Annotated in this window: 20 protein-coding genes; 8 read left to right on the top strand and 12 right to left on the bottom strand. The window is 72.6% G+C overall.

The features are described from left to right. Positions 1-57: 57 nt before the first annotated feature. The 5 genes from tal to CPE01_RS02880 are packed head-to-tail and all read left to right on the top strand — an operon-like array spanning position 58 to position 5,147. Positions 58-1,188 carry a transaldolase gene (gene tal / locus CPE01_RS02900; protein ID WP_146805139.1) on the top strand — a complete coding sequence of 377 codons (1,131 nt, stop codon included), beginning with the start codon at positions 58-60 and terminating at the stop codon, positions 1,186-1,188. After that, complete coding sequence (zwf, locus tag CPE01_RS02895; RefSeq protein ID WP_186811380.1) at positions 1,185-2,726, top strand: glucose-6-phosphate dehydrogenase; 1,542 nt, start codon at positions 1,185-1,187, stop codon at positions 2,724-2,726. Before tal ends, zwf begins: the two co-directional genes overlap by 4 nt. Continuing rightward, on the top strand, positions 2,723-3,646 hold the full coding sequence (locus CPE01_RS02890; RefSeq protein ID WP_146805138.1) for a glucose-6-phosphate dehydrogenase assembly protein OpcA: 924 nt from the start codon (positions 2,723-2,725) through the stop codon (positions 3,644-3,646). Before zwf ends, CPE01_RS02890 begins: the two co-directional genes overlap by 4 nt. After that, positions 3,643-4,422, top strand: coding sequence for a 6-phosphogluconolactonase (gene pgl, locus CPE01_RS02885; RefSeq protein ID WP_146805137.1), 780 nt, complete (start codon positions 3,643-3,645; stop codon positions 4,420-4,422). Before CPE01_RS02890 ends, pgl begins: the two co-directional genes overlap by 4 nt. Positions 4,423-4,445: 23 nt before the next feature. Beyond that, positions 4,446-5,147 (top strand): O-methyltransferase, encoded by a 702-nt coding sequence (locus tag CPE01_RS02880; protein WP_222592859.1) that lies wholly within the window; start codon positions 4,446-4,448, stop codon positions 5,145-5,147. Between the two features lie 89 nt (positions 5,148-5,236). Here the strand turns inward: CPE01_RS02880 and CPE01_RS02875 are convergent, their stop codons facing one another. The 9 genes from CPE01_RS02875 to uvrC form a co-directional block, all read right to left on the bottom strand. Next, the gene (locus CPE01_RS02875) at positions 5,237-5,584 is read right to left on the bottom strand and encodes an RNA polymerase-binding protein RbpA (protein WP_146805136.1); all 348 of its coding nucleotides are present in this window, start codon (positions 5,582-5,584) and stop codon (positions 5,237-5,239) included. Positions 5,585-5,595: 11 nt separating this feature from the next. Continuing rightward, on the bottom strand, positions 5,596-5,841 hold the full coding sequence (gene secG, locus CPE01_RS02870; protein WP_146805135.1) for a preprotein translocase subunit SecG: 246 nt from the start codon (positions 5,839-5,841) through the stop codon (positions 5,596-5,598). A 157-nt stretch (positions 5,842-5,998) separates the two neighbouring features. Beyond that, positions 5,999-6,793: a triose-phosphate isomerase gene (tpiA, locus tag CPE01_RS02865; RefSeq protein ID WP_146805134.1), complete on the bottom strand. Its 795-nt coding sequence runs from the start codon at positions 6,791-6,793 to the stop codon at positions 5,999-6,001. A gap of 3 nt (positions 6,794-6,796) precedes the next feature. Next, positions 6,797-7,996, bottom strand: a complete 1,200-nt coding sequence (locus CPE01_RS02860; RefSeq protein WP_146805133.1) for a phosphoglycerate kinase — start codon at positions 7,994-7,996, stop codon at positions 6,797-6,799. Between the two features lie 119 nt (positions 7,997-8,115). Then, positions 8,116-9,120 carry a type I glyceraldehyde-3-phosphate dehydrogenase gene (gene gap / locus CPE01_RS02855; protein WP_146805132.1) on the bottom strand — a complete coding sequence of 335 codons (1,005 nt, stop codon included), beginning with the start codon at positions 9,118-9,120 and terminating at the stop codon, positions 8,116-8,118. A 300-nt stretch (positions 9,121-9,420) separates the two neighbouring features. Continuing rightward, a complete protein-coding gene (gene whiA, locus CPE01_RS02850) occupies positions 9,421-10,401 on the bottom strand; it encodes a DNA-binding protein WhiA (protein ID WP_146805131.1) in 981 nt (326 codons plus the stop codon). 46 nt (positions 10,402-10,447) lie between these two features. Then, the gene (locus tag CPE01_RS02845) at positions 10,448-11,458 is read right to left on the bottom strand and encodes a gluconeogenesis factor YvcK family protein (RefSeq protein WP_246783689.1); all 1,011 of its coding nucleotides are present in this window, start codon (positions 11,456-11,458) and stop codon (positions 10,448-10,450) included. 44 nt (positions 11,459-11,502) lie between these two features. Next, positions 11,503-12,444 (bottom strand): RNase adapter RapZ, encoded by a 942-nt coding sequence (gene rapZ, locus CPE01_RS02840; protein ID WP_146805130.1) that lies wholly within the window; start codon positions 12,442-12,444, stop codon positions 11,503-11,505. After that, positions 12,441-14,546, bottom strand: coding sequence for an excinuclease ABC subunit UvrC (gene uvrC / locus CPE01_RS02835; RefSeq protein ID WP_146805129.1), 2,106 nt, complete (start codon positions 14,544-14,546; stop codon positions 12,441-12,443). The genes rapZ and uvrC overlap by 4 nt, the downstream gene beginning before the upstream one ends. A 75-nt stretch (positions 14,547-14,621) precedes the next feature. On the opposite strand from uvrC, the gene CPE01_RS02830 reads away from it, so the two are divergent. Then, positions 14,622-15,134 carry an OsmC family protein gene (locus tag CPE01_RS02830; protein ID WP_146805128.1) on the top strand — a complete coding sequence of 171 codons (513 nt, stop codon included), beginning with the start codon at positions 14,622-14,624 and terminating at the stop codon, positions 15,132-15,134. A gap of 127 nt (positions 15,135-15,261) precedes the next feature. Here the strand turns inward: CPE01_RS02830 and uvrA are convergent, their stop codons facing one another. Next, complete coding sequence (gene uvrA / locus CPE01_RS02825) at positions 15,262-18,159, bottom strand: excinuclease ABC subunit UvrA (RefSeq protein WP_146805127.1); 2,898 nt, start codon at positions 18,157-18,159, stop codon at positions 15,262-15,264. Between the two features lie 91 nt (positions 18,160-18,250). On the opposite strand from uvrA, the gene CPE01_RS02820 reads away from it, so the two are divergent. Both CPE01_RS02820 and CPE01_RS02815 read left to right on the top strand, forming a co-directional pair. Continuing rightward, positions 18,251-20,131 (top strand): glycoside hydrolase family 15 protein, encoded by a 1,881-nt coding sequence (locus CPE01_RS02820; protein WP_146805126.1) that lies wholly within the window; start codon positions 18,251-18,253, stop codon positions 20,129-20,131. Beyond that, a complete protein-coding gene (locus CPE01_RS02815) occupies positions 20,128-20,835 on the top strand; it encodes an MBL fold metallo-hydrolase (protein ID WP_146805125.1) in 708 nt (235 codons plus the stop codon). The genes CPE01_RS02820 and CPE01_RS02815 overlap by 4 nt, the downstream gene beginning before the upstream one ends. A 75-nt stretch (positions 20,836-20,910) precedes the next feature. Here the strand turns inward: CPE01_RS02815 and CPE01_RS02810 are convergent, their stop codons facing one another. Further along, positions 20,911-22,068: an acyl-CoA dehydrogenase family protein gene (locus tag CPE01_RS02810; RefSeq protein WP_146805124.1), complete on the bottom strand. Its 1,158-nt coding sequence runs from the start codon at positions 22,066-22,068 to the stop codon at positions 20,911-20,913. Between the two features lie 47 nt (positions 22,069-22,115). Continuing rightward, positions 22,116-22,931 carry an aldo/keto reductase gene (locus tag CPE01_RS02805; protein ID WP_146805123.1) on the bottom strand — a complete coding sequence of 272 codons (816 nt, stop codon included), beginning with the start codon at positions 22,929-22,931 and terminating at the stop codon, positions 22,116-22,118. Positions 22,932-22,964: the final 33 nt, after the last annotated feature.

The raw sequence follows: 22,964 nt of genomic DNA, 5'->3' as shown, positions 1-22,964 counted from the left end.
GGTCGCGAGGGCACGGTCGTGCCTGCGCGCAGCAAGCTCATGAGGGAAGGAACGACCATGGCACCGAGCGGACCCCTCGCACGGCTCACCGAGGCGGGAGTGGCCGTCTGGCTCGACGACCTGTCGCGTGAGCGGCTGCGCTCCGGGAACCTCGCCTCGCTCGTGGAGCGCGGCGTGGTGGGTGTGACCACCAACCCGACGATCTTCGCGGCGGCGATCAGCCAGGGCGACGCCTACGACGAGCAGCTGCGCGCGCTCGCCGCGCAGGGCGCGGACGTCGACCAGGCGGTGTTCACGATCACGACCGACGACGTGCGAGCGGCCGCGGACGTGCTCCGTCCCGTGTACGACCGCACCGACGGCCAGGACGGACGCGTCTCGATCGAGGTCGACCCGCGGCTCGCGCGGGACACCGCGGCGACGGTCACCTCGGCTCGCGCGCTGTGGTCGACGGTCGACCGGCCCAACGTCTTCATCAAGATCCCCGCGACCCTCGAGGGCCTCCCCGCGATCACCGCCGTGCTCGCCGAGGGCATCAGCGTCAACGTGACGCTGATCTTCTCGCTCGAGCGCTACGCCGCCGTGCTCGACGCGTTCCAGTCGGGCCTCGAGCAGGCGCGCGCCAACGGCCACGACCTGGCTCCGATCGCGTCGGTCGCCTCGTTCTTCGTCTCGCGCGTCGACACCGCGATCGATCCCCGGCTCGACGACCTTGCGACCCCCGAGGCGGCCGAGCTGCGCGGCAAGGCCGCGATCGCCAACGCACGCCTCGCGTACGGCGTGTACGAGGAGGTCGTCGCGAGCGAGCGCTGGCAGGCCCTCGCCGCCGCCGGCGCGCGCCCGCAGCGCCCGCTGTGGGCGTCGACCGGCGTCAAGGACCCGGCCTATCCCGACACGCTGTACGTCGACGAGCTCGTCGTCGCGGGCGTCGTCAACACGATGCCCGAGAAGACGCTCGAGGCGGTCGCCGACCACGGCGGCGACGCGCGCGACACCGTCACGGGTACCCAGGACGCCTCCGCCAGGCTGCTCGACCGCCTCGTCGCGCTCGGCATCGACGTCGACGACGTCGCGCGGCAGCTCGAGATCGAGGGCGTCGAGAAGTTCGAGGCGAGCTGGGAACAGCTGCTCGCCAAGGTGTCCGAGGGCCTGGGCGTGGCGGCCGAGCGCGCGGCGGGGGCCCAGTGAGCCTCGCGAAGGTCGCCAGCGGGATCAACCCGCTGCGCGACCCGCGTGACCGCCGGCTGCCCCGCATCGCCGGTCCGTGCGGGCTCGTCATCTTCGGCGTCACGGGCGACCTCGCGCGCAAGAAGCTCATGCCCGCCGTGTACGACCTCACGAACCGCGGGCTGCTGCCCCCGGGCTTCGCGCTGACCGGCTTCGCGCGTCGCGACTGGGCCACGCAGGACTTCGCCCAGATCGTGCACGACTCGGTCAAGGAGCACGCCCGGACCCCGTTCCGCGAGGCCACCTGGCGCCAGCTCTCGGAAGGGATCCGGTTCGTCCAGGGCACGTTCGACGACGACGACGCCTTCGACCGCCTGCGGCAGACGGTCGAGGAGCTCGACGTCTCGCGCGGGACGGGCGGCAACCACGCGTTCTACCTGTCGGTCCCCCCCTCGTCGTTCCCCGTGGTGTGCGAGCAGCTCTCGCGCTCGGGCCTCTCGCAGCCGCAGGACGGGCGGTGGCGCCGCGTCGTCATCGAGAAGCCGTTCGGGCACGACCTGGCGAGCGCCCGCGAGCTCCAGGAGATCGTCTCGAGCGTCTTCCGGCCCGACGACATCTTCCGGATCGACCACTACCTGGGCAAGGAGACGGTGCAGAACCTGCTGGCGCTGCGCTTCGCCAACCAGCTGTTCGAGCCGATCTGGAATGCGAACTACGTCGACCACGTGCAGATCACGATGGCCGAGGACATCGGCATCGGCGGCCGTGCCGGCTACTACGACGGCATCGGCGCCGCGCGCGACGTCATCCAGAACCACCTCCTGCAGCTCCTTGCGCTCACGGCGATGGAGGAGCCCGTCTCGTTCGACGCCGCCGCGCTGCGTGCCGAGAAGGAGAAGGTGCTCTCGGCGGTGCGCGTGCCGCGCGACATCGGCCGGCACACGGCGCGCGGTCAGTACACCTCGGGCTGGCAGGGCGGTGAGCCCGTCGTCGGCTTCCTCGAGGAGGAGGGCTTCAACCCCCACTCGACGACCGAGACGTACGCGGCCATCCGCGTCGACATCGACACGCGACGCTGGGCGGGCGTGCCGTTCTACCTGCGCACCGGCAAGCGGCTCGGCAAGCGCGTCACGGAGATCGCCGTCGTGTTCAAGCGCGCGCCGCACCTGCCGTTCGAGTCGACCGCCACCGAGGAGCTCGGCAAGAACGCCCTCGTCATCCGCGTGCAGCCCGACGAGGGGGTCACGCTGCGGTTCGGCGCCAAGGTGCCGGGCACGCAGATGGAGGTCCGCGACGTCACCATGGACTTCGGGTACGGCCACGCGTTCACCGAGGCGTCGCCCGAGGCGTACGAGCGGCTCATCCTCGACGTGCTGCTCGGCGACCCGCCGCTGTTCCCGCAGAACACCGAGGTCGAGCTGTCCTGGAAGATCCTCGACCCGATCATCCAGTACTGGGCCAAGCACGGGAAGCCCGACGAGTACCGCGCGGGCACGTGGGGCCCGCGCTCCGCCGACGAGATGATGGCGCGCGACGGGCGCGCGTGGAGGCTGCCGTGATCATCGACATGCCGGGCACCACGACGCGTGCGATCGCCAAGCGTCTGCTCACCGAGCGCGACGAGGGTGGCGCGGTCGCGCTCGGCCGCGTCCTGACGCTCATCGTCGACACAGGTGACCACGACCCGGAGCACGCGATCGCGGCCGCGAACGACGCCAGCCGCGAGCACCCGTGCCGCGTCATCCTCATCCAGTCGCAGCACGACGGCTCCCCCAGCAGCGAGGGCCTCGACGCCCAGATCCGCCTCGGCGGGGACGCCGGCGCGAGCGAGGTCATCATCCTGCGGCCGGCAGGCGAGGTCGCCGAGCACCTCGACACCCTCGTCATGCCGCTGCTGCTGCCGGACGCCCCCATCGTCGCGTGGTGGCCGTACGAGCCGCCCGCCGTCCCGTCGGAGACGCCGCTCGGCCGGATGGCACAGCGCCGCATCACGGACTCCGTGCGCTCGTCCGACCCGCACGCGTGGCTGCGCCGCCTCGCCGAGTCGTACCAGGAGGGCGACACCGACCTGGCGTGGACCCGCGCGACCCTGTGGCGCGGGCTCGTCGCGGCCACGCTCGAGCAGCCCCCGTACGAGCCGGTGCGCCGCGCGGTCGTCTCCGGGGAGGCCACCCACACGTCCGTCGACATGGTGGCCGCCTGGCTCGCGCACGCACTGCGCTGCCCGGTCGAGGTCGAGCGCATCCCGGACGCCCCGGCGATCGTCCAGGTCAAGCTCGAGCGCGAGTCGGGTGACATCGTGCTCGGCCGCCCGGACGGCAAGACTGCCGCGTTGCACCAGCCGGGCCAGCCGGAGCACCGCATCGCGCTGCCGATCCGGCACCTGCGCGAGTGCCTCGCCGAGGAGCTGCGCCGGCTCGATCCCGACGAGGTGTACGGCGAGGTGCTCACCAAGGGTCTGGCGAGGATCCCCGTATGACCGCGCGGGCGGCGCGCGACGTCGTCGTCCACCCGGACGCGACGCTCCTGGCGCAGGCCACCGCGGCGCGCCTGCTCGTCGCGCTCGTCGACGCGCAGTCGCACCGCGCTCCCCTGCACGTCGTGCTGACCGGCGGGACGGTCGGCATCGCCACGCTGGCCGCGGTTGCTGCCTCGCCCGTGCGCGATGCGGTCGACTGGTCGCAGGTGCACCTGTGGTGGGGCGACGAGCGGTTCCTGCCGGACGGTGACGGCGACCGCAACGAGACCCAGGCGCGTGACGCACTGCTCACGGCCCTCGGCGACGCCCTGCCCACGGCGAACGTGCACCCCGTCCCGGCGCTCGACGACACCGTCCCGACGCCCGAGGCGGCCGCCGAGGCCTACGCCGCCGAGCTCGCCCGGTACGCCGACGACGGTCGGCAGGTGCCCCGGTTCGACGTGCTGCTCCTCGGCATGGGGCCTGACGGCCACGTCGCGTCACTCTTCCCGGGCCACCCTGCGGTCGACGTCGACGGCGTCGCCACCGCCGGCGTGCACGGCTCCCCCAAGCCACCGCCGCTGCGCGTGACGCTCACCTTCGACGCGATCCGCGGCGCGCGCGAGGTCTGGGTGGTCGCCGCGGGCGCCGAGAAGGCGACCGCGGTGGCGTCCGCGCTCGCGTCGGCGCCTGTCTCCGTCACGCCCGCCGCAGGCGCGCTCGGGACCGAGCGCACCCTGTGGCTGCTCGACGCGGCCGCGGCCGCGGACCTGCCCGCAGGCGGCGCCCCCGCCTGACCGACCACCGAGAGGGAACCGCCGTGGCCCAGGCGCCGCACGTCCAGCCCGTCCCGAGCGATCCCGACGCGCGGTGGGCACAGGTCGACTCCTACTTCGGTGGGCTGGTCCGCGAGGACCCGGACGGCACCGCCACGCGCGAGCGTGCCGCGGAGGCGGGACTGCCCGACATCGCGGTCGCGCCGAACCAGGGCAAGCTGCTGCAGCTCCTCGCCTCGCTCGTCGGTGCCCGCCGCGTCCTGGAGATCGGCACGCTCGGCGGCTACAGCACGCTCTGGCTCGCGCGGGCGCTGCCGTCGGACGGCAGCCTCGTGAGCCTCGAGCTCGACCCGAAGCACGCCGAGGTCGCTCGTGCATCACTCACCCAGGCGGGGGTGGGTGACCTCGTCGAGGTCGTCGTCGGTCCCGCCGTCGACTCGCTCGGCGCGCTCGTGGCCGCAGCCACCGAGCCGTTCGACTTCATCTTCATCGACGCCGACAAGCAACAGCTCGCGCGGTACGTGGAGCTGTCGCTCGCGCTCTCCCGGCCCGGCACGGCGATCGTCGTCGACAACGTCGTGCGCGACGGCGCGGTGATCGACCCCGAGCACCCCGACGACCGGGTCCAGGGCGTGCGACGCATGGTCGAGCTGCTGACCGACCACCCACGCGTCGAGGCGACCGTGCTGCAGACCGTGGGCAGCAAGGGCTACGACGGCTTCGCCCTGCTCCGCGTGCTGCCCTGAGCCGCGCGCCGGATCACCAGCGTCGGCCCACGTGGCCTGACATGCCGAAAGGCCCCCGCGCGGTGCGGGAGCCCTTCGGTCGAGCTGGGTCAGCGGCCGCGCCGTGCGCGCAGGGCCGCGAGAGCCTCGTCGAGGATCGCGGCGCCGTCCTCGTCGGACCGCCGCTCCTTCACATACGCGAGGTGCGTCTTGTACGGCTCGTTGCGCACAGGCGCCGGAGGGTTCTCCTGATCCTGACCCGCGGGGAAGCCGCAGCGCGGGCAGTCCCAGGTCGCGGGCGCCTCCTCGGCGGCCTCCTCGGCGAAGCTCGGGCGCGTCTCGTGGCCGTTCGCGCACCAGTAGGAGATCCAGATCCGCGGAGCCGCGTCGCCGCGTTCCGCCTCGCCCATGGGGCCCGCGCCGACGCGGGAGCCTCGGATCGCGTTGCCGCTCGCCATGGTCGCCCGCCTCAGCCGTCGTAGCGCTCGATCAGACCGAGCACCACGATCACGCCGGCCCACGTGAGCGCGACACCGACGGTGATCCGGTTGAGGTTGCGCTCGGCGACGCCCGAGCTGCCGGCGCTCGACGTGATGCCGCCGCCGAACATGTCGGAGAGACCTCCGCCCTTGCCCTTGTGGAGGAGCACCAACGGAACGAGGAGTGCGCTGGTCAGCACCAGGAGCACCTGCATCGAGATCTTCAAACCGGTCACGTCGGTGTCGTTCCTCACTAGCGAAGCGGGGCCGCCCACGCGACGACGCGCGGGCCGGGTACAGGGTAGGCGACGAATCGCGCCAGAATCCACATCGACGCCCCGGTGAGGCCCCTGCGTGAGACAGGAGTCGCACCGGGGCGCCGGTGGGAGTGGGTCAGAGACCGACTGCGTGCGACTGGTAGCGCACGATCTTGGCGAACTCCTCGGGGTCGAGGCTCGCGCCGCCGACCAGAGCGCCGTCGACGTCCGGCTTCGCCATGATCGACGCGACGTTCGACGACTTCACGGAACCGCCGTACAGCACGCGGACCGCGTCCGCGGTGTCCTGGTCGTACAGCTCCGCGATGCGCACGCGGATCGCCTCGCACAGCTCCTGGGCGTCCTCCGGCGTGGCGGTCTCGCCCGTGCCGATCGCCCAGACCGGCTCGTACGCCACGACGACCTCGCGGACCTGCTCGGCCGTCAGGCCTGCGAGCCCGCCGTCGAGCTGCGCGAGCGTCACGGGGACCTGCTCGCCCGCCTTGCGGACGTCGAGCTTCTCGCCGACGCACAGGATGGGCGCCAGGCCCGCACCGAGCGCGTTCTTGACCTTCGCGTTGACGAGCTCGTCGGACTCCGCGTGGTACTCACGGCGCTCCGAGTGGCCGATGACGGCGTAGGTCACGCCGAGCTTCGTGAGGAACGCCGGGGCGATCTCACCCGTGTACGCGCCCGAGGTGTGCGCCGAGACGTCCTGGGCGCCGTAGACGATCTCGAGCTTGTCGGCGTCGACGAGCGTCTGCACGCTGCGCAGGTCCGTGAAGGGCGGGATCACCGCGACCTCGACCGTGCTGTAGTCGTGCTTGGCGTCCTTGAGCGTCCACGCGAGCTTCTGGAGCGTCTGGATCGCCTGCTGGTGGTCCAGGTTCATCTTCCAGTTGCCCGCCATGAGCGGGGTGCGCTGGGCCATGTCTCAGTCCTCCAGGACGGCGATGCCGGGGAGGGTCTTGCCCTCCAGGAACTCGAGGCTCGCGCCGCCACCCGTCGAGATGTGGCCGAACGTCGACTCGTCGAAGCCGAGCGTGCGCACGGCCGCGGCGGAGTCGCCGCCACCGACGATCGTGAAGCCGCCGTTGGCCCCGGCGTCGACGAGCGCCTGCGCGACGGCCTTGGTGCCGCTCGCGAACGCCTCGAACTCGAACACGCCCGCCGGGCCGTTCCAGACGACCGTCTTGGCGTCGACGATCTTCGACGCGAAGAGCTTCTCCGACTCAGGGCCGATGTCGAGACCCATCTGACCGTCCGGGATCGCGTCCGCGGCCACGACCGACGCCGGTGCGTCCGCCTTGAACTCGGGCGCGACGCGGATGTCGACCGGGAGGACGATCTCGACGCCCGACTCCTCGGCCTGCGCCAGGTAGCCCTTGACCGTGTCGATCTGGTCCTGCTCGAGCAGCGAGCTGCCGACCGAGTAGCCCTTGGCGGCGAGGAACGTGAACAGCATGCCGCCACCGATGACCAGGCGGTCCGCCTTCGTCAGCAGGTTCGAGATCACGCCCAGCTTGTCGGAGACCTTCGAGCCACCGAGCACCACGACGTAGGGGCGCTGCGGGTCCTCGGTCGCCTTCTTCAGCGACTCGACCTCGTTGAGGACGAGCTTGCCGACCGCGTGCGGCAGCTTGAGCGCGACGTCGTACACCGACGCCTGCTTGCGGTGCACGACGCCGAAGCCGTCGGACACGAACGCGTCCGCGAGGGAGGCCAGGTCGTCTGCCAGCGCGCCACGCTCGGCGTCGTCCTTGCTCGTCTCACGCGCGTCGAAGCGGATGTTCTCCAGGAGCGCGATCTCACCGTCCTGAAGCGCGGCGACGGTCTCCTTGGCGGACTCGCCGACGGTGTCCTGCGCGAGCGCGACGGGCTTGCCGAGCAGCTCCGACAGGCGCGTCGCGACGGGCGCGAGCGAGTACTTCTCGTCGGGCGCACCCTTCGGGCGGCCGAGGTGGGCGGTGACGACGACCCGGGCACCAGCCTCGAGCAGCGCGGTGAGCGTCGGGAGGGCCGCGCGCACGCGGCCGTCGTCGGTGATCGTCGTGCCGTCGAGCGGCACGTTGAAGTCGGAGCGGACGAGCACGCGCTTGCCGCGCAGGTCGCCGAGGTCCTCGATGGTCTTCATGAATCCTTCTCCGGGAGCGGACAGGGGCCGGGAACGACAGCGTCCGCGTGCGCCGGGGCCGGTGGCCAGGGCGCACGCGGACGCATGACGTGCTTACCGAGTGATCGGTGCGGTCGTCGTCAGAGACGCTCGCCCACGTAGGACGTGAGCGCGACGAGCGAGTTGGAGTAGCCCCACTCGTTGTCGTACCAGGAGACGACCTTGACCAGGTCGCCCGACACCTTGGTGAGCTTCGAGTCGAAGATGCTCTGGTGCGGGTCGGTCACGATGTCGCTCGAGACGATCTCGTCCTCGACGTAGGACAGGACGCCCTTGAGCGGGCCCTCGGCGGCAGCCTTGACCGCGGCGTTGACCTCCTCGACCGTGACCTCACGCGAAGCGGTGAAGGTCAGGTCGGTGGCCGAGCCGGTGATCGTCGGCACGCGCAGCGCGTAGCCGTCGAGCTTGCCCTTGAGCTCCGGGAGCACGAGGGCGACGGCCTTGGCGGCACCCGTCGAGGTGGGGACGATGTTCTGCGCGGCGGCGCGGGCGCGACGCAGGTCGCGGTGCGGGCCGTCCTGCAGGTTCTGGTCACCCGTGTAGGCGTGGATCGTGGTCATGAGGCCACGCTCGATGCCGATCGAGTCGTTGAGCGCCTTGGCCAGCGGGGCCAGGCAGTTCGTGGTGCAGGACGCGTTCGAGATGATGTGCTGCGTCGCCGCGTCGTACTGCTCGTGGTTCACGCCGACGACGAACGTGCCGTCCTCGTTCTTGGCCGGAGCCGAGATGATGACCTTCTTGGCGCCGGCGTCGATGTGCGCCTTCGCCTTGGTCGCGTCGGTGAAGAAGCCCGTCGACTCGATGACGATGTCCGCGCCGAGCTCGGCCCAGGGGAGGTCGGCCGGGTTGCGCTCGGCGAGCGCACGGATCTTCTTGCCGTCGACGATGATGTTGTCGTCGTCGAAGTCCACGCTCAGCGGGAAGCGACCGAGCACCGTGTCGTACTTCAGCAGGTGCGCGAGCGTCTTGTTGTCCGTGAGGTCGTTGACGCCCACGATCTCGATGTCCGCGCCCGACGCGATGATGGCCCGGTAGAAGTTCCGGCCGATGCGGCCGAAGCCGTTGATGCCGACCTTGATGGTCACGTGCCCTCCTCGGCAGCGCCGACGGGGTCGGCGCACAATGTGGTGGTGGGTTCCCGCACGCCGATGTGCGTGCCTCACGCCAGCGGGTGCCTCGCGACCAGGTGATGACCGGACCTACCAGAAGCAGACCGGGACATTCCCAGCACGTGACACCCGTGTGACGATCGGATGCCCCGAGCCTATACCCCATTGGTGGTCGGGCTCGCTTCGAAGGTCCCAGACCAGCGCGCCGTCCACGTGCTGGACGGCGCCCGTACGAGGACCCGACGACGAGCCCGGCGCGGGCGCCCGGCGGGCGGGCTACAGGTCGAGCAGGTCCGGGGACAGCCCGGCCTCGGTGTCGGGGATCCCGAGCTCGTTCGCGCGCTTGTCGGCCGTCGCCAGGAGGCGCCGGATGCGCCCGGCGACCGCGTCCTTCGTGAGCGGCGGGTCGGCGAGCTTGCCGAGCTCCTCGAGCGAGGCGTCCTTGTGCGCCAGTCGCAGCATGCCGGCCTCCCGCAGGTGGTCGGGCAGGTCGTCGCCGAGGATCTCGAACGCCCGGTCGACCCGGGCACCCGCCGCTACGGCCGCACGCGCGGACCGGCGCAGGTTCGCGTCGTCGAAGTTCGCGAGCCGGTTGGCGGTGCCGCGCACCTCGCGGCGCACGCGGCGCTCCTCCCAGACGAGCATCGCCTCGTGCGCGCCCAGTCGGGTCAGCATCGCGCCGATCGCGTCGCCGTCGCGGATCACCACCCGGTCGACGCCGCGCACCTCGCGCGCCTTGGCGGGGATGCCCATCCGGCGTGCCGCGCCGACGAGCGCGAGCGCGGCCTCGGGACCGGGACACGTGATCTCGAGGGACGACGAGCGCCCCGGCTCGGTCAGCGAGCCGTGGGCCAGGAAGGCGCCGCGCCAGGCGGCCTCCGCCTCGGCGATACCGCCCGCGACGACCTGCGGCGGCAGTCCGCGCACGGGCCGGCCCCTGTTGTCGAGCAGGCCGGTCTGGCGTGCGAGCGACTCGCCGTCCTTCACCACGCGGACCACGTAGTGGCTCCCCCGGCGCAGCCCGCCGCCGGAGACCACGATGATCTCGCTCTCGTGCCCGTAGACCTCGGCGACCGCCTGGCGCAGCCGGCGCGCGGCGATGGCGGTGTCGAGCTCGGCCTCGATGACGATCCGGCCCGAGATGATGTGCAGCCCACCGGCGAACCGCAAGGTCGCGGCCACCTCTGCCTTGCGGCAGGAGGTCTTGTCGACCTGGAGTCGGGCGAGCTCATCCTTCACCTGTGCCGTCAAAGCCATGGGCGTCATCCTGCCATTTGCGCGGGGCACCGGTGGCCGGTTGGGCTCAGTGAAAGCCCCTCCCGCCACGCGGGCCGAGGTCGCCCAGGACGCCCTCGACGACGTCGCGCAGCGCCGCTGCCAGGCGCAGCGGGTCGTGCCGGGCCGTCCCGTCCGACCGACCCACCTGCCGCAGCAGGAGACGCGCGTCACGTGCCTCGCAGTGCTCGGCGAGCCGGCCCGTGTCCTCGACCGCGCGGGGGTCGGCGACGACGGCGTGCACCTCGAGCTCGGGGGCGTGGTCGTGCAGCACCGCGAGGTAGTCCTCGGCGTGCATCCCGGCGGTCTCGCCGTGCTCCTCGGGCGACAGGTTGAGCACGACGACGACGCGCGCACCCCCGCGCACGAGAGCCGAGCGCAGCTCGGGCACGAGCAGGTGCGGCAGCACGGACGTGTACCAGGAGCCCGGGCCGAGCACGACCCAGTCGGCCTGCTCGACGGCCGCCACCGCGTGCAGGCAGGCCGGTGGGTCCGCCGGGACGAGCCGCACCTGCGTGATGGGGTCGGTGGTGCGCGCGACCGAGCTCTGGCCACGCACGGTCTCGAGCCGGCCGTCGGCCCGCCGCACCTCCGCCTCGATCAGCAGCGGCACCTCGGTCATCGGCAGGACGCGGCCGCGCGCGCCGAGCAGCCGACCGACCCAGTCCAGCCCCGCGACCGGGTCGCCGAGCAGCTCCCAGAGGGTCACGATGAGCAGGTTGCCGAGCGCGTGCTGGTCGAGGGGCCCGTCGGTGTGGAAGCGGTGCTGGAGCACGTCGCGCCACGTGCGACCCCAGTCCGAGTCGTCGCACAGCGCCGCGAGCGCCATCCGCAGGTCGCCCGGCGGCAGCACCGCGAGCTCCTCGCGCAGGCGTCCCGACGAGCCGCCGTCGTCCGCGACGGTGACGACGGCCGTGATCTGGTCCGTCATGAGCCGCAGCGCCGAGAGGGTCGCCGACAGGCCGTGCCCGCCGCCGATCGCGACGACACGCGGCCCCCGCCGCACACCGCGGGGCAGCGTCCCGGGCACGGGTCCCACGCCCCCTGCGGGGGTCGGCGCCCCCGCAGGCGGCAGTCCCGCCGTCACTCCTTGCCGAGGTCGCGCGCCGCGACCGTCACCCGGTGCCCGGCCTCGCGCAGGCGAGCGGCGATGGCCTCGCTGATCGCGACCGAGCGGTGCTTGCCGCCCGTGCAGCCGACCGCGATCGTCACGTACCGCTTCTCCTCGCTCAGGTAGCCCGCGAGCACGGGCTCGAGCGCCGAGACGTACCGGTCGATGAACGTCGCGGCACCCGGCAGACCGAGCACGTAGTCGCGCACCGGCGCGTCGCGCCCGGTGAGGTGCCGCAGCTCCGACACCCAGTACGGGTTGGCCAGGAAGCGGACGTCGACCACGTGGTCGGCGTCCAGCGGGATGCCGTACTTGAAGCCGAACGAGGTGACGTTGACGCGCAGGTGCTCGTCGGCGTCGCCCGCGACGACCGCACGCACCTGGCGTGCGAGGTCGTGGACGTTGAGCTCGGACGTGTCGATCACGTTGTCCGCGCGCTCCCGGATGTCCGAGAGCACCTGGCGCTCCTCGGCGATCCCGTCGAGCAGCGTGCCGTTGCCCTGCAGCGGGTGCGGCCGGCGGACCTGCTCGTAGCGCCGCACGAGCACCTCGTCGGACGCGTCCAGGAACAGGATCCGGTACTCGACGCCCGCGGCCCGCAACCCTCCGAGCACCTGGGCGAGGTCCGCGAAGAACCCGCGGCCCCGCACGTCGATCACGGCGGCGACGCGGGCGCGCGTGTCGGGCGGGCCGCTCGTGAGCATCCCGACGAGGTGCGTGAGCATCTGCGCGGGCAGGTTGTCGACGACGTACCAGTCGAGGTCCTCGAGCACGGCGGCCGCGCGCGTCCGCCCGGCGCCGGACATGCCCGTGATGATCAGGACCTGGGGCTGGTGCAGGCGCGGGTGCTCGGTGGCCGCGTCGATCGCGGGGATGCCGGCGGGGACCGTGATGGGCGAGGGCTCGTCGGTCATGTCCCCAGCATGCCAGCGGACTGCGCCACCGAGCCCGGGGCGCGGTCGCCCGGCGGGTCGGGGGCCCGGTCGTCGGCGGCGACGTCGGCGGTGCTCTCCGCGGCGACCGCGGCGGTGGCGTCGGCCGGGCCCGAGCCGTCGGATCCGGACAGGGCGGCGACCACGGCGGCGGCGGTCCGGTCCCCCATGCCGGGCACCGTCGCGATCTCCTCGACGCTCGCGGCGCGCAGCCGCTTGACCGAGCCGAAGTGGCGCAGGAGCGCCTTCTGGCGCGCGGGCCCGAGGCCGGGCACGTCGTCGAGCACCGAGGCCGTCATGCCCTTGCTGCGGCGCTTGCGGTGCGCGTTGATCGCGAAGCGATGGGCCTCGTCGCGCACGCGCTGCAGCAGGTACAGGCCCTCCGAGCTCCGCTGCAGGATCACCGGGTAGTCGTCTCCCGGGAGCCAGACCTCCTCGAGCCGCTTCGCGAGCCCGCACAGCGCGATGTCGTCGATCCCGAGCTCGGCGAGCGCGGCCGCGGCTGCCGCGACCTGCGGCGGGCCGCCGTCGACGACGACGAGGTTCGGCGGGTAGGCAAAGCGCCGCGGCTTGCCCGTGGTCTCGTCGACCGGGCCCGACGCGAGCGGGCCCATCCCGTCGTCGACGTCCCCGTCCGCGCCGTCGCCGAGCTCGACGTCGCTCGCCTCGGAACGTTCGGCCAGGTAGCGCCGGAAGCGGCGCGTGATGACCTCGTGCATCGCCGCGGTGTCGTCGGCGGCGCCCTCGCCCTGGGGACCGCGCACGCTGAACAGCCGGTACTCGCTCTTGCGCGCGAGCCCGTCCTCGAACACGACCATCGACGCCGACTGGTACGTGCCCTGGTTGTGCGACACGTCGTAGCACTCGATGCGCAGCGGCGCGCTCGGCAGCCCGAGCGCCTCCTGGATCTCCCGCAGCGCCTGGCTGCGCGACGTCAGGTCACCCGCGCGCCGGGTGCGGTGCAGCATCAGGGCGTGCTCGGCGTTCTTGCGCACGGTCGCAGCGAGCTCACGCTTGTCCCCCCGCTGCGGCACGCGCACCCGCACGCGCGAGCCGCGCAGCCCCGTGAGCCATGCCTCGACCTGCTCGACGTCGGTGGGCAGCACCGGCACCAGCACCTCGCGCGGGACGGCACCGGTGTCGAGGTCCTCCGTGCCGTAGACCTGCTGCAGCAGGTGCTCGACGAGCGCCGCGTCGTCGACGTCCTCGACCTTCTCCACGACCCAGCCGCGCTGGCCGCGGATCCGGCCGTCGCGCACGTGGAACACCTGCACCGCGGCCTCGAGCTCGTCGCCCGCGAGCCCGAACACGTCGGCGTTGGTGCCGTCCGCCAGCACCACCGCATTGCGCTCGGTCGCGCGCCGCAGCGTCGCGATGTCGTCGCGCAGGCGTGCCGCCTGCTCGTAGTCGAGCTCCGCGGCAGCCTCCTTCATCCGCTGGGTCAGCCTGCGCTCGAAGCGCGAGGTGTCCCCCGCCATGAAGTCGCAGAACTCCTCCGCGAGCCGGTGGTGGTCCTCCTCGGAGATGCGCCCGACGCAGGGGGCCGAGCACTTGTCGATGTAGCCGAGCAGGCACGGGCGGCCCTGCTGCGACGCTCGTTTGAAGACGCCCGCCGAGCACGTGCGCACCGGGAAGACGCGCAGCAGGAGGTCGACCGTCTCGCGGATGGCCCAGGCGTGGGCGTACGGCCCGAAGTAGCGGGTGCCCTTGCGCTTGGCCCCGCGCATGACCTGCACGCGCGGGAACTGCTCGGCCAGCGTCACCGCGAGGTACGGGTACGACTTGTCGTCGCGGTACTTCACGTTGAACCGCGGGTCGAACTCCTTGATCCACGAGTACTCGAGTGCGAGCGCCTCGACCTCGGTCCCGACCACCGTCCACTGCACGGACGCGGCCGTGGTGACCATCGTCTGCGTGCGCGGGTGCAGACCCGCGACGTCCTGGAAGTACGACGAGAGACGCTGCCGCAGGCTCTTCGCCTTGCCGACGTAGATGACCCGCCCGTCGGCGTCCCGGAACCGGTAGACGCCCGGCGCGTCCGGGATCTCTCCCGGTGCGGGGCGGTACGTCGCGGGATCGGCCATGCTCCGAGCCTAGTTCGCCCGGCCGACACACCCCGACGGGCCGCGGGGCGCCCGCCGCACGACTAGCGTGCAGTCATGGCGCAGCTCTTGCACTCGTACTCCGTGGACCTGACCTGGACCGGCGCGGGCGACCAGGGCACCTCCACGTACACCTCCTACGGCCGGAACCACGAGCTGACGTCGGGCGACAAGCTCCCCCTGCCCGGCACGTCGGACCCGGCGTTCCGCGGGGACCCCGCTCGATGGTCGCCCGAGGACCTCGTGGTCGGCGCCCTGGCCCAGTGCCACATGCTCTGGTTCCTGCACCTCGCGGCCAAGGCCGGCGTGGTCGTCGTCGGCTACGGCGACGCAGCGAGCGGCACCATGCGGATCGAGTCGGCAGGGCACGGGCAGTTCACGGAGGTCGTGCTGCGGCCCCGCGTCGTCGTGCGCAACCACGTGCTGCCGGACGGGCGGGCGGTCGACGACGGCGTGCTCGAGGACCTGCACCACCGCGCGCACGAGCACTGCTTCATCGCGCGTTCGGTGAACTTCACGGTGCGGCACGAGCCCGCCCCGGTCACGTTCGAGCACGCGGCCCGCGCCTGACGCTCCGGCACGGCGCCGGCGTCGTTCGACGCCGTGCGAGACCGAGCCGCCCGACCGACGACCGTGGACGCGGCCGCAGCTCGGCTTCGCGCGTACCTGGGGCCGGGCCGGACGGCCCGGGACAGGGCTAGGCCGAGACCGCGGTGCGCTCGATCTCGGTCCCGAGCACCTCGGCGAGGAACCGTCCCGTATGGCTCGCCGGCACCTCGGCGACCGCCTCAGGCGTGCCCTCGGCGACGACCATCCCGCCACCGGAGCCGCCCTCGGGGCCCATGTCGACGACCCAGTCGGCGTTCTTGATCACGTCGAGGTTGTGCTCGATGACGATCACCGTGTTGCCCTTGTCCACGAGCGACTGCAGCACGCCCAGCAGCTTGCGGATGTCCTCGAAGTGCAGGCCCGTCGTCGGCTCGTCGAGCACGTACGCGGTGCGTCCCGTCGAACGGCGCTGCAGCTCCGAGGCGAGCTTGACGCGCTGGGCCTCGCCGCCCGAGAGCGTCGGCGCGGGCTGACCGAGGCGCACGTACCCGAGCCCCACGTCGACGAGCGTCTTGAGGTGACGGCTGATCGCGGGCACCGCCGCGAAGAACTCGGCCGCCTCCTCGATCGGCATGTCCAGGACGTCCGCGACCGTCTTGCCCTTGAAGTGCACCTCGAGCGTCTCGCGGTTGTACCGCGCGCCGTGGCACACCTCGCACGGGACGTAGACGTCCGGGAGGAAGTTCATCTCGATCTTGAGCGTCCCGTCGCCCGAGCACGCCTCGCAGCGGCCGCCCTTGACGTTGAACGAGAAGCGTCCGGGCGTGTAGCCGCGGACCTTCGCCTCGGTGGTCTCCGCGAAGAGCTTGCGCACGTGGTCCCAGACACCCGTGTAGGTCGCGGGGTTCGAGCGCGGGGTGCGCCCGATCGGCCCCTGGTCGACGTGCACGACCTTGTCGAGGTGCTCCAGACCGGTCACGCGCTTGTGCCGACCCGCGACCTGACGCGCCCCGTTGAGCTCGTTGGCCATGACCGTGTAGAGGATCGAGTTGACCAGGGTCGACTTGCCCGAGCCCGAGACACCCGTCACGGCCGTGAGGACACCGAGCGGGAACGAGACGTCGATGCCGCGCAGGTTGTGCTCGCGCGCGCCGTGCACGGTGACGGCCCGCCCCTTCGAGACCGGTCGACGCGTCGCCGGCATCGGGATCTGCCGACGGCCGGACAGGTACGCGCCCGTGACCGACTCACGCGAGGCGAGCAGCCCGGCGAGGTCCCCCGAGTGCACGACGTGACCGCCGTGCTCCCCCGCGCCCGGACCGATGTCGACGATCCAGTCGGCCATCCGGATGGTGTCCTCGTCGTGCTCGACGACGATGAGCGTGTTGCCCAGGTCCCGCAGCCGCGTGAGCGTGTCGATGAGGCGGCGGTTGTCGCGCTGGTGCAGACCGATCGACGGCTCGTCGAGCACGTACAGCACGCCGACGAGGCCCGACCCGATCTGGGTCGCGAGCCGGATGCGCTGGGCCTCGCCGCCGGACAGCGTCGCCGCCGGCCGCGTCAGCGACAGGTAGTCGAGCCCGACGTCGAGCAGGAAGCCGAGGCGCGCCTGGATCTCCTTGAGCACCTGGGCGGCGATCTGCCGCTCGCGCTCACCGAGCTCGAGCGTGTCGAGGAATTCGCGGGCCTCACGGATCGGCAGCTCGCAGACCTCGGCGATCGAACGGCCGCCGACGCGCACCGCGAGGACCTCGGGCTTGAGCCGCTGGCCCTGGCAGGTCGGGCACGGGACCTCGCGCATGAAGGCCTCGTACTTGTCCTTGCTCCACTCCGACTCGGTCTCGGCGTGGCGCCGCTCGAGGAACGTGATGACGCCCTCGAAGCCGGTCGAGTACTGCCGCTCGCGGCCCCAGCGGTTCTTGTACCGCACGTGGACCTGGTGGTTGCGGCCGTGCAGGATCGCGTCCTTCGCGCGCTGCGGGAGGGCGCGCCACGGCACGCTCGTCGAGAACCCCATCTCGTCGGCGAGCGCCGACAGGACGCGGCCGAAGTACTCCGAGGACGTCTGCGACCACGGGGCGATGGCGCCGTCGTCGAGCGAGAGGTCCTCGTCGGGGACGACGAGCTCCGGGTCGACCTCGAGGCGCGAGCCGATGCCCGTGCACTCGGGGCACGCGCCGTACGGCGCGTTGAACGAGAACGTGCGGGGCTCGATCTCGTCGAGGGTCAGGACGTGGTCGTTCGGGCACGCGCGCTGCTCGGAGAACCGGCGCACCTTGTCCGGGTCGTCGGCGTCCCGGTCCACGAGGTCGATGAGCAGGAGCCCGCCCGCGAGCCCCAGCGCGGTCTCGACCGAGTCCGTGAGGCGGCGCTGCACGCCCTCGCGCGAGACCAGGCGGTCGACGACCACCTCGATGTCGTGCTTGAGCTTCTTCTCCAGCGTGGGCGGCGACGAGAGCTGGACGACCTCGCCGTCCACCCTCGCGCGGGCGAAGCCCTTGGCCTGGAGCTCGGCGAACAGGTCGGCGTACTCGCCCTTGCGTCCACGCACGACAGGCGCGAGCACCTGGTAGCGCGTGCCCTCGGGGAGCTCGAGGAGGCGGTCGACGATCTGCTGCGGCGTCTGCGCCGTCACGCGCTCGCCGCACACCGGACAGTGCTGGGTCCCGGCGCGCGCGTAGAGCAGGCGCAGGTAGTCGTAGACCTCCGTGATCGTGCCGACCGTCGAGCGAGGGTTGCGGTTCGTGGACTTCTGGTCGATCGAGACCGCGGGCGACAGGCCCTCGATGAAGTCGACGTCGGGCTTGTCCATCTGCCCGAGGAACTGACGCGCGTACGCGGACAGCGACTCGACGTACCGCCGCTGCCCCTCGGCGAAGATGGTGTCGAAGGCCAGCGACGACTTCCCCGAGCCCGACAGACCGGTGAAGACGATCAGCCGGTCACGCGGCAGGTCCAGGTCGACGCTGCGAAGGTTGTGCTCACGGGCACCCTGCACCACCAGACGGTCGTTCACGGCGTGCAGTCTACGTTCCGGCACCGACATTCGCACACCCGTTCGACCGGCGATCCTGATGTGGCGCTCACGTGCTGGTCGGGGTGCCGGACCGCGGCGTCCGCCCCATGCTGGACGCACCATGAGCCGCCACGACCCACAGCACACCGCCACCGAGCGCACGGGTGCCGCACCCCCGGACCCCGAGCCGCTGCCGGTCCCCATCGCCGAGTACGCGGTCATCGGGGATGGCCGGACCACCGCTCTGGTCTCCCGACGCGGCTCGATCGACTGGCTCTGCCTGCCCTACGTCGACTCGGCCGCGTGCTTCGCGCGGCTGCTCGGCACCGAGGACAACGGGCGGTGGCTCGTCACGGTGCCCGACGCGCACTCCGTCACGCGACGCTACCTCGGGGACTCGTTCGTCCTGGAGACCACGTACGAGTCCCCGACCGGCACGGCGGTCGTCGTCGACGCGATGCCGATCTCCGACGGCCGCGCCGACGTCGTCCGGCACGTCACGTGCACACGCGGGACGGTGCAGGTGCGGCACGAGTGGGTCGTGCGGTTCGGGTACGGCGCGATCCAGCCGTGGGTCACGCACACCCGGGGTCAGGACGAGGCGATCCGCGCGGTGGCCGGGCCCGACTCGCTCGTCCTGCGCGGCACGCACCTGCCGCACGCGCACGACCACCGGCACGTGGACGACATCGAGCTCCGCGCGGGCGAGTCGATGGAGCTCGACGTCACCTGGGTCCGGTCCTGGGAGCCGGTCCCCGAGATCGTGCCCTCACCCGCCCGCGTCGACTCGACGCGCGTCGCCTGGGGCCTGTGGGCGCGCGACGCGCGGTACGAGGGTCCGCACCGCGAGGCCGTCATCCGCTCGCTCCTGGTCCTGCGGCTCCTGACCGACTTCGAGACCGGCGGGATCGCCGCGGCGGCCACCACGAGCCTGCCCGAGGACTTCGGCGGCGAGCGGAACTGGGACTACCGCTACTGCTGGCTGCGCGACGCGGCGCTGACGCTCGAGGCGCTCATCGAGCAGGGCTTCACGCAGGAGGCCATGCAGTGGCGGGACTGGCTGCTGCGCGCGGTCGCCGGCGACCCGGCCGACCTGCAGATCATGTACCGCATCGACGGCGGCCGGGAGCTGCCCGAGCGTGAGCTCACGCACCTGGGTGGGTACGCCGGGTCGCGGCCGGTGCGGCTCGGCAACCTCGCGGCGGGGCAGGTCCAGAACGACGTGCTCGGCGAGGTGATGTGCGCGCTGCACGCCGCGCGCGACGCGGGGGTGGTCGAGTCGGCGGCGTCGTGGTCGCTGCAGCGCCACCTGCTCGAGGAGCTCCTGCGTCAGTGGCGACGGCCGGACCGCGGGATCTGGGAGGTCCGCGGCGAGCCGCAGCACTTCGTGCACTCGAAGGTCATGGCGTGGGCCGCGGTGGACCGGGCGATCCGCGGTGTCGAGGAGCACGGGCTCGACGGGCCGGTCGAGCGCTGGCGCCGCGAGCGCGACGAGATCCGGGCCGACGTCCTGGCGCACGGCTGGCACCCCGGCCTGCGCACGTTCGTCCAGCACTACGGCGCGGACCACACCGACGCGGCGCTGCTGCAGCTCGTCCAGGTGGGCTTCCTGCCGGCCGACGACGAGCGTGTGCGGGGCACCGTCGCGGCCGTCCGCGCCGAGCTCGAGGTCGCGCCCGGGCTGCTGCGACGCTACCGCGCGGAGCGGACCGACGACGGCGTCGCCGGCGGCGAGCACGCGTTCCTGGCCTGCTCGTTCTGGCTCGCCGACGCCCTGGCCAGGATCGGCGAGGTCGACGAGGCGGGCACGGTCCTCGACACGCTCGTCGGGCTCGTCAACGACGTGGGCCTGCTCGCCGAGCAGTACGACCCACGCGGGCGTCGCATGGCGGGTAACGTCCCTCAGGCCTTGTCGCACCTCGCGCTGGTCAAGGCCGTGCAGTCGCACGCGGTGGCGGCCGCGACCAGGTCGTCCGAGGTACGCGTGGAAGGAGTCCGATGACGACGTACACCGGTGACGTCTCCCCCGGCGGACCCCCGGCCCTGCGCGTGCTCGACGAGGTCGAGATCCGCAAGGCGTCCGTCGGCCCGATGGACAACAACGCCTACCTCGTCACGTGCCGACGAGCGGGTGCCCAGCTCCTCGTCGACGCCGCGGCCGACGCCGACCGCCTGCTCGACCTGGTGCGCGAAGGAAGCTCCTCCGCACGGCTCGACACCGTCGTGACGACCCACCGGCACCGCGACCACCTCGGCGCGCTCACCTCGGTCGTCGCGGTGACGGGCGCGGCCGTCGCCGCCGGTGCACCCGACGCGGACGCGATCGCCCAGGCGACCGGCACGCCGGTCACGCGTCGTCTGCTGGACGGCGACCTCGTCGTCGTCGGGCACGTGACGCTCGAGGTCGTCGCGCTGCGCGGGCACACCCCCGGCTCCGTCGCGCTCGTCTACCGCGAGCCCGAGCACGCGACCGCACCGGGTGCCGCGCCCGGGCGAGCGCACGTCTTCACGGGCGACTCGCTCTTCCCCGGCGGCGTGGGGCGCACGACGACGCCCGAGGACTTCGCGTCGCTGTACGCCGACGTCACTGCTCGGCTCTTCGACCGGTTCGACGACGCCACGTGGGTCTACCCCGGGCACGGGCGGGACACGACGCTGGGTGCCGAACGTCCGCAGCTGCCGCACTGGCGGACGCGCGGCTGGTGACCCGACAGGCACGACACCGCACAGCCGGTGCACCGCACCCGACCAGCCTCGCGCGACGAGGGCGCGTGGCGCCGCTCAGTCCTCCACGGGGCCGAGCACGGACGTCGCGACCGTCGCGTGCGCGGACTCGTCGTCCGACGGGTGGAAGATCCCGGCGAGCACGTCGCGGTAGAGCCGCCCCAGCTCGTTGCCGCTGAAGTACGAGCCGCCGCCGGACGCCCGCAGCGCCAGCTCGACGACCTGACGGGCCGACTCCGTCGCCCGGACCTTGAGCCCGACGAGCTGCGCGAACCACCTGCTGCCGTGGTCGGCCTGCTCGTCCACGTCCCGTGCGAGCGCGAACACCTGCAGCTCGGCGCCGTCCTGCAGCAGCGCGGCGTCCGCGATCCGCCAGCGGATGTCCGGGTCCTGCGCGTACGGCCGGCCGGCGTACTTGAACGACGTCCGCCGCCGCGCGGCCGCGACAGCGAGCTCGACCGCGCGACGGCCGATACCGGTGTAGACCGCGCCCAGGAGGATCTCGAACACCGCGAACAGCGCGAAGATGAACGAGTCAGCGGACGGGCCGGGGGGAAGCCGGCGGTAGACCTGGTCCGCAGGGGCGTAGGCACCGTCGAGGACGGTGGTCGCCGACTGCGTGGCACGCATGCCGAGGGTGTCCCAGTCGTCCTTGGACGTCGTGCCGTCCCGCGTCACGACCCCGTGCACGAGCCGAGGGTCGGCCGGGTCGGAGTCGTCCAGGCCGAACGTCGCGAGCCGCGTCCAGACCGGCGAGAGCGACGTGAAGATCTTCGTCCCGAAGTACCGGTACCCGCCGTCGGCCTGCGGCACCGCGCGCGTGCGCGAGCCGAACATCACGAGGTCGTTGCCCGCCTCGGAGTTGCCGAACGCGAAGACCTCGCCCGCGGCCGCGTCCCGCAGCACGAACTCGAGTCGGTCGTCCCCGCGTCCGACGAGCAGCGCGGCCATCCCCGTCACGACGAGGTGCATGTTGACGGCCAGCGCGGTCGCGGGGGCGGCCGCCGCGAGCCGGACCTGCTCTCGCGCGACCTCCTCGAGCGTGAGCCCTGCTCCACCGAGGCGCTCGGGCACGAACGCCGAGAGGTAGCCCGCCGCGACGAGCTCGGCGAGGTCCTCGTGCGGGAACGTGTTCTCGCGGTCGTGGACGGCCGCGCGCTCGTGCACGCGCGCCAGCAGCTCGTCGGTCAGCAGGGTGCGGAGCTCGCGGGCCATGGTTCCCCTCGGGATCGGGCCACCGGCGGGCCGGTGGCGGTGGAGTATCAGTTCACGAGGTCGGGGTCCGAGCCGGAGCGCTCGCCCCGGTCGAGCGCGGCGATCCGCTCGTGGTCCTCGTCGGTCAGGTCCAGGTCGGCCGCCGCGAGGTTCTCGCGGATGCGCTCGGGCGTCACGGACTTCGGGATCACCGCGATCCCGAGGTCGAGGTGCCAGCGGAGCACGACCTGCGCCGGGCTCGCCCCGTGGGCGCGCGCGATGTCACCGATGACCGGGTCCGCGAGGACGGTGCCCCGGCCCAGCGGCGACCACGCCTGCGTCACGACGCCCAGCTCGGCGTGCACCGCACGCAGCGCGCGCTGCTGCAGGTACGGGTGCAGCTCGACCTGGTTGACGACCGGCACCTCGCCCGAGTCGTCGACGATCCGCCGCAGGTGGTCCGGCTGGAAGTTGGAGACGCCCACGGACCGGACGCGGCCCTCGTCGCGCAGGCGGAGCAGCGTGCGCCACGTGGGCACGTACAGGTCCCGCGCGGGCGCCGGCCAGTGGATGAGGTAGAGGTCGGGGGCGCCCAGGCCGAGCCGCTCGACCGATGCCTCGAACGCCGCCCGCGCGCCGTCGCCGTGCGCGTCGTTCCACAACTTCGTCGTGACGAAGACCTCGTCGCGCTCGAGCCCGCTCGCGCGGATCGCGCGCCCGACCGCCGCCTCGTTGCGGTACAGCGTCGCGGTGTCGACGAGCCGATAGCCGGCCGTCAGCGCCTCGCTCACCGCGGGCACCGCATCCTCGTCGGACACCTTGTACACACCGAAGCCCAGCACGGGCATCCGCATGCCGTCGGCGAGCGTCACGCAGGTCGTCATCCCGCCACTCTGCCATCTCACGCGACCCGGGCC

It is taken from the genome of Cellulomonas persica (assembly GCF_007989825.1).
Lineage (GTDB): Bacteria > Actinomycetota > Actinomycetes > Actinomycetales > Cellulomonadaceae > Cellulomonas > Cellulomonas persica.
Note: the sequence above shows the minus strand (reverse complement) of the source record. Positions and strands in the feature narration are given on the sequence as shown.

Excerpts from the sequence above, each read along its gene's own strand:
- tal (WP_146805139.1), top strand. The coding sequence starts at position 58 with ATGGCACCGAGCGGACCCCTCGCACGGCTCACCGAGGCGGGAGTGGCC.
- pgl (WP_146805137.1), top strand. The coding sequence starts at position 3,643 with ATGACCGCGCGGGCGGCGCGCGACGTCGTCGTCCACCCGGACGCGACG.
- CPE01_RS02875 (WP_146805136.1), bottom strand. The coding sequence starts at position 5,584 with ATGGCGAGCGGCAACGCGATCCGAGGCTCCCGCGTCGGCGCGGGCCCC.
- tpiA (WP_146805134.1), bottom strand. The coding sequence starts at position 6,793 with ATGGCCCAGCGCACCCCGCTCATGGCGGGCAACTGGAAGATGAACCTG.
- CPE01_RS02860 (WP_146805133.1), bottom strand. The coding sequence starts at position 7,996 with ATGAAGACCATCGAGGACCTCGGCGACCTGCGCGGCAAGCGCGTGCTC.
- whiA (WP_146805131.1), bottom strand. The coding sequence starts at position 10,401 with ATGGCTTTGACGGCACAGGTGAAGGATGAGCTCGCCCGACTCCAGGTC.
- rapZ (WP_146805130.1), bottom strand. The coding sequence starts at position 12,444 with ATGACCGACGAGCCCTCGCCCATCACGGTCCCCGCCGGCATCCCCGCG.
- uvrC (WP_146805129.1), bottom strand. The coding sequence starts at position 14,546 with ATGGCCGATCCCGCGACGTACCGCCCCGCACCGGGAGAGATCCCGGAC.
- CPE01_RS02830 (WP_146805128.1), top strand. The coding sequence starts at position 14,622 with ATGGCGCAGCTCTTGCACTCGTACTCCGTGGACCTGACCTGGACCGGC.
- uvrA (WP_146805127.1), bottom strand. The coding sequence starts at position 18,159 with ATGTCGGTGCCGGAACGTAGACTGCACGCCGTGAACGACCGTCTGGTG.
- CPE01_RS02820 (WP_146805126.1), top strand. The coding sequence starts at position 18,251 with ATGAGCCGCCACGACCCACAGCACACCGCCACCGAGCGCACGGGTGCC.
- CPE01_RS02815 (WP_146805125.1), top strand. The coding sequence starts at position 20,128 with ATGACGACGTACACCGGTGACGTCTCCCCCGGCGGACCCCCGGCCCTG.
- CPE01_RS02810 (WP_146805124.1), bottom strand. The coding sequence starts at position 22,068 with ATGGCCCGCGAGCTCCGCACCCTGCTGACCGACGAGCTGCTGGCGCGC.
- CPE01_RS02805 (WP_146805123.1), bottom strand. The coding sequence starts at position 22,931 with ATGACGACCTGCGTGACGCTCGCCGACGGCATGCGGATGCCCGTGCTG.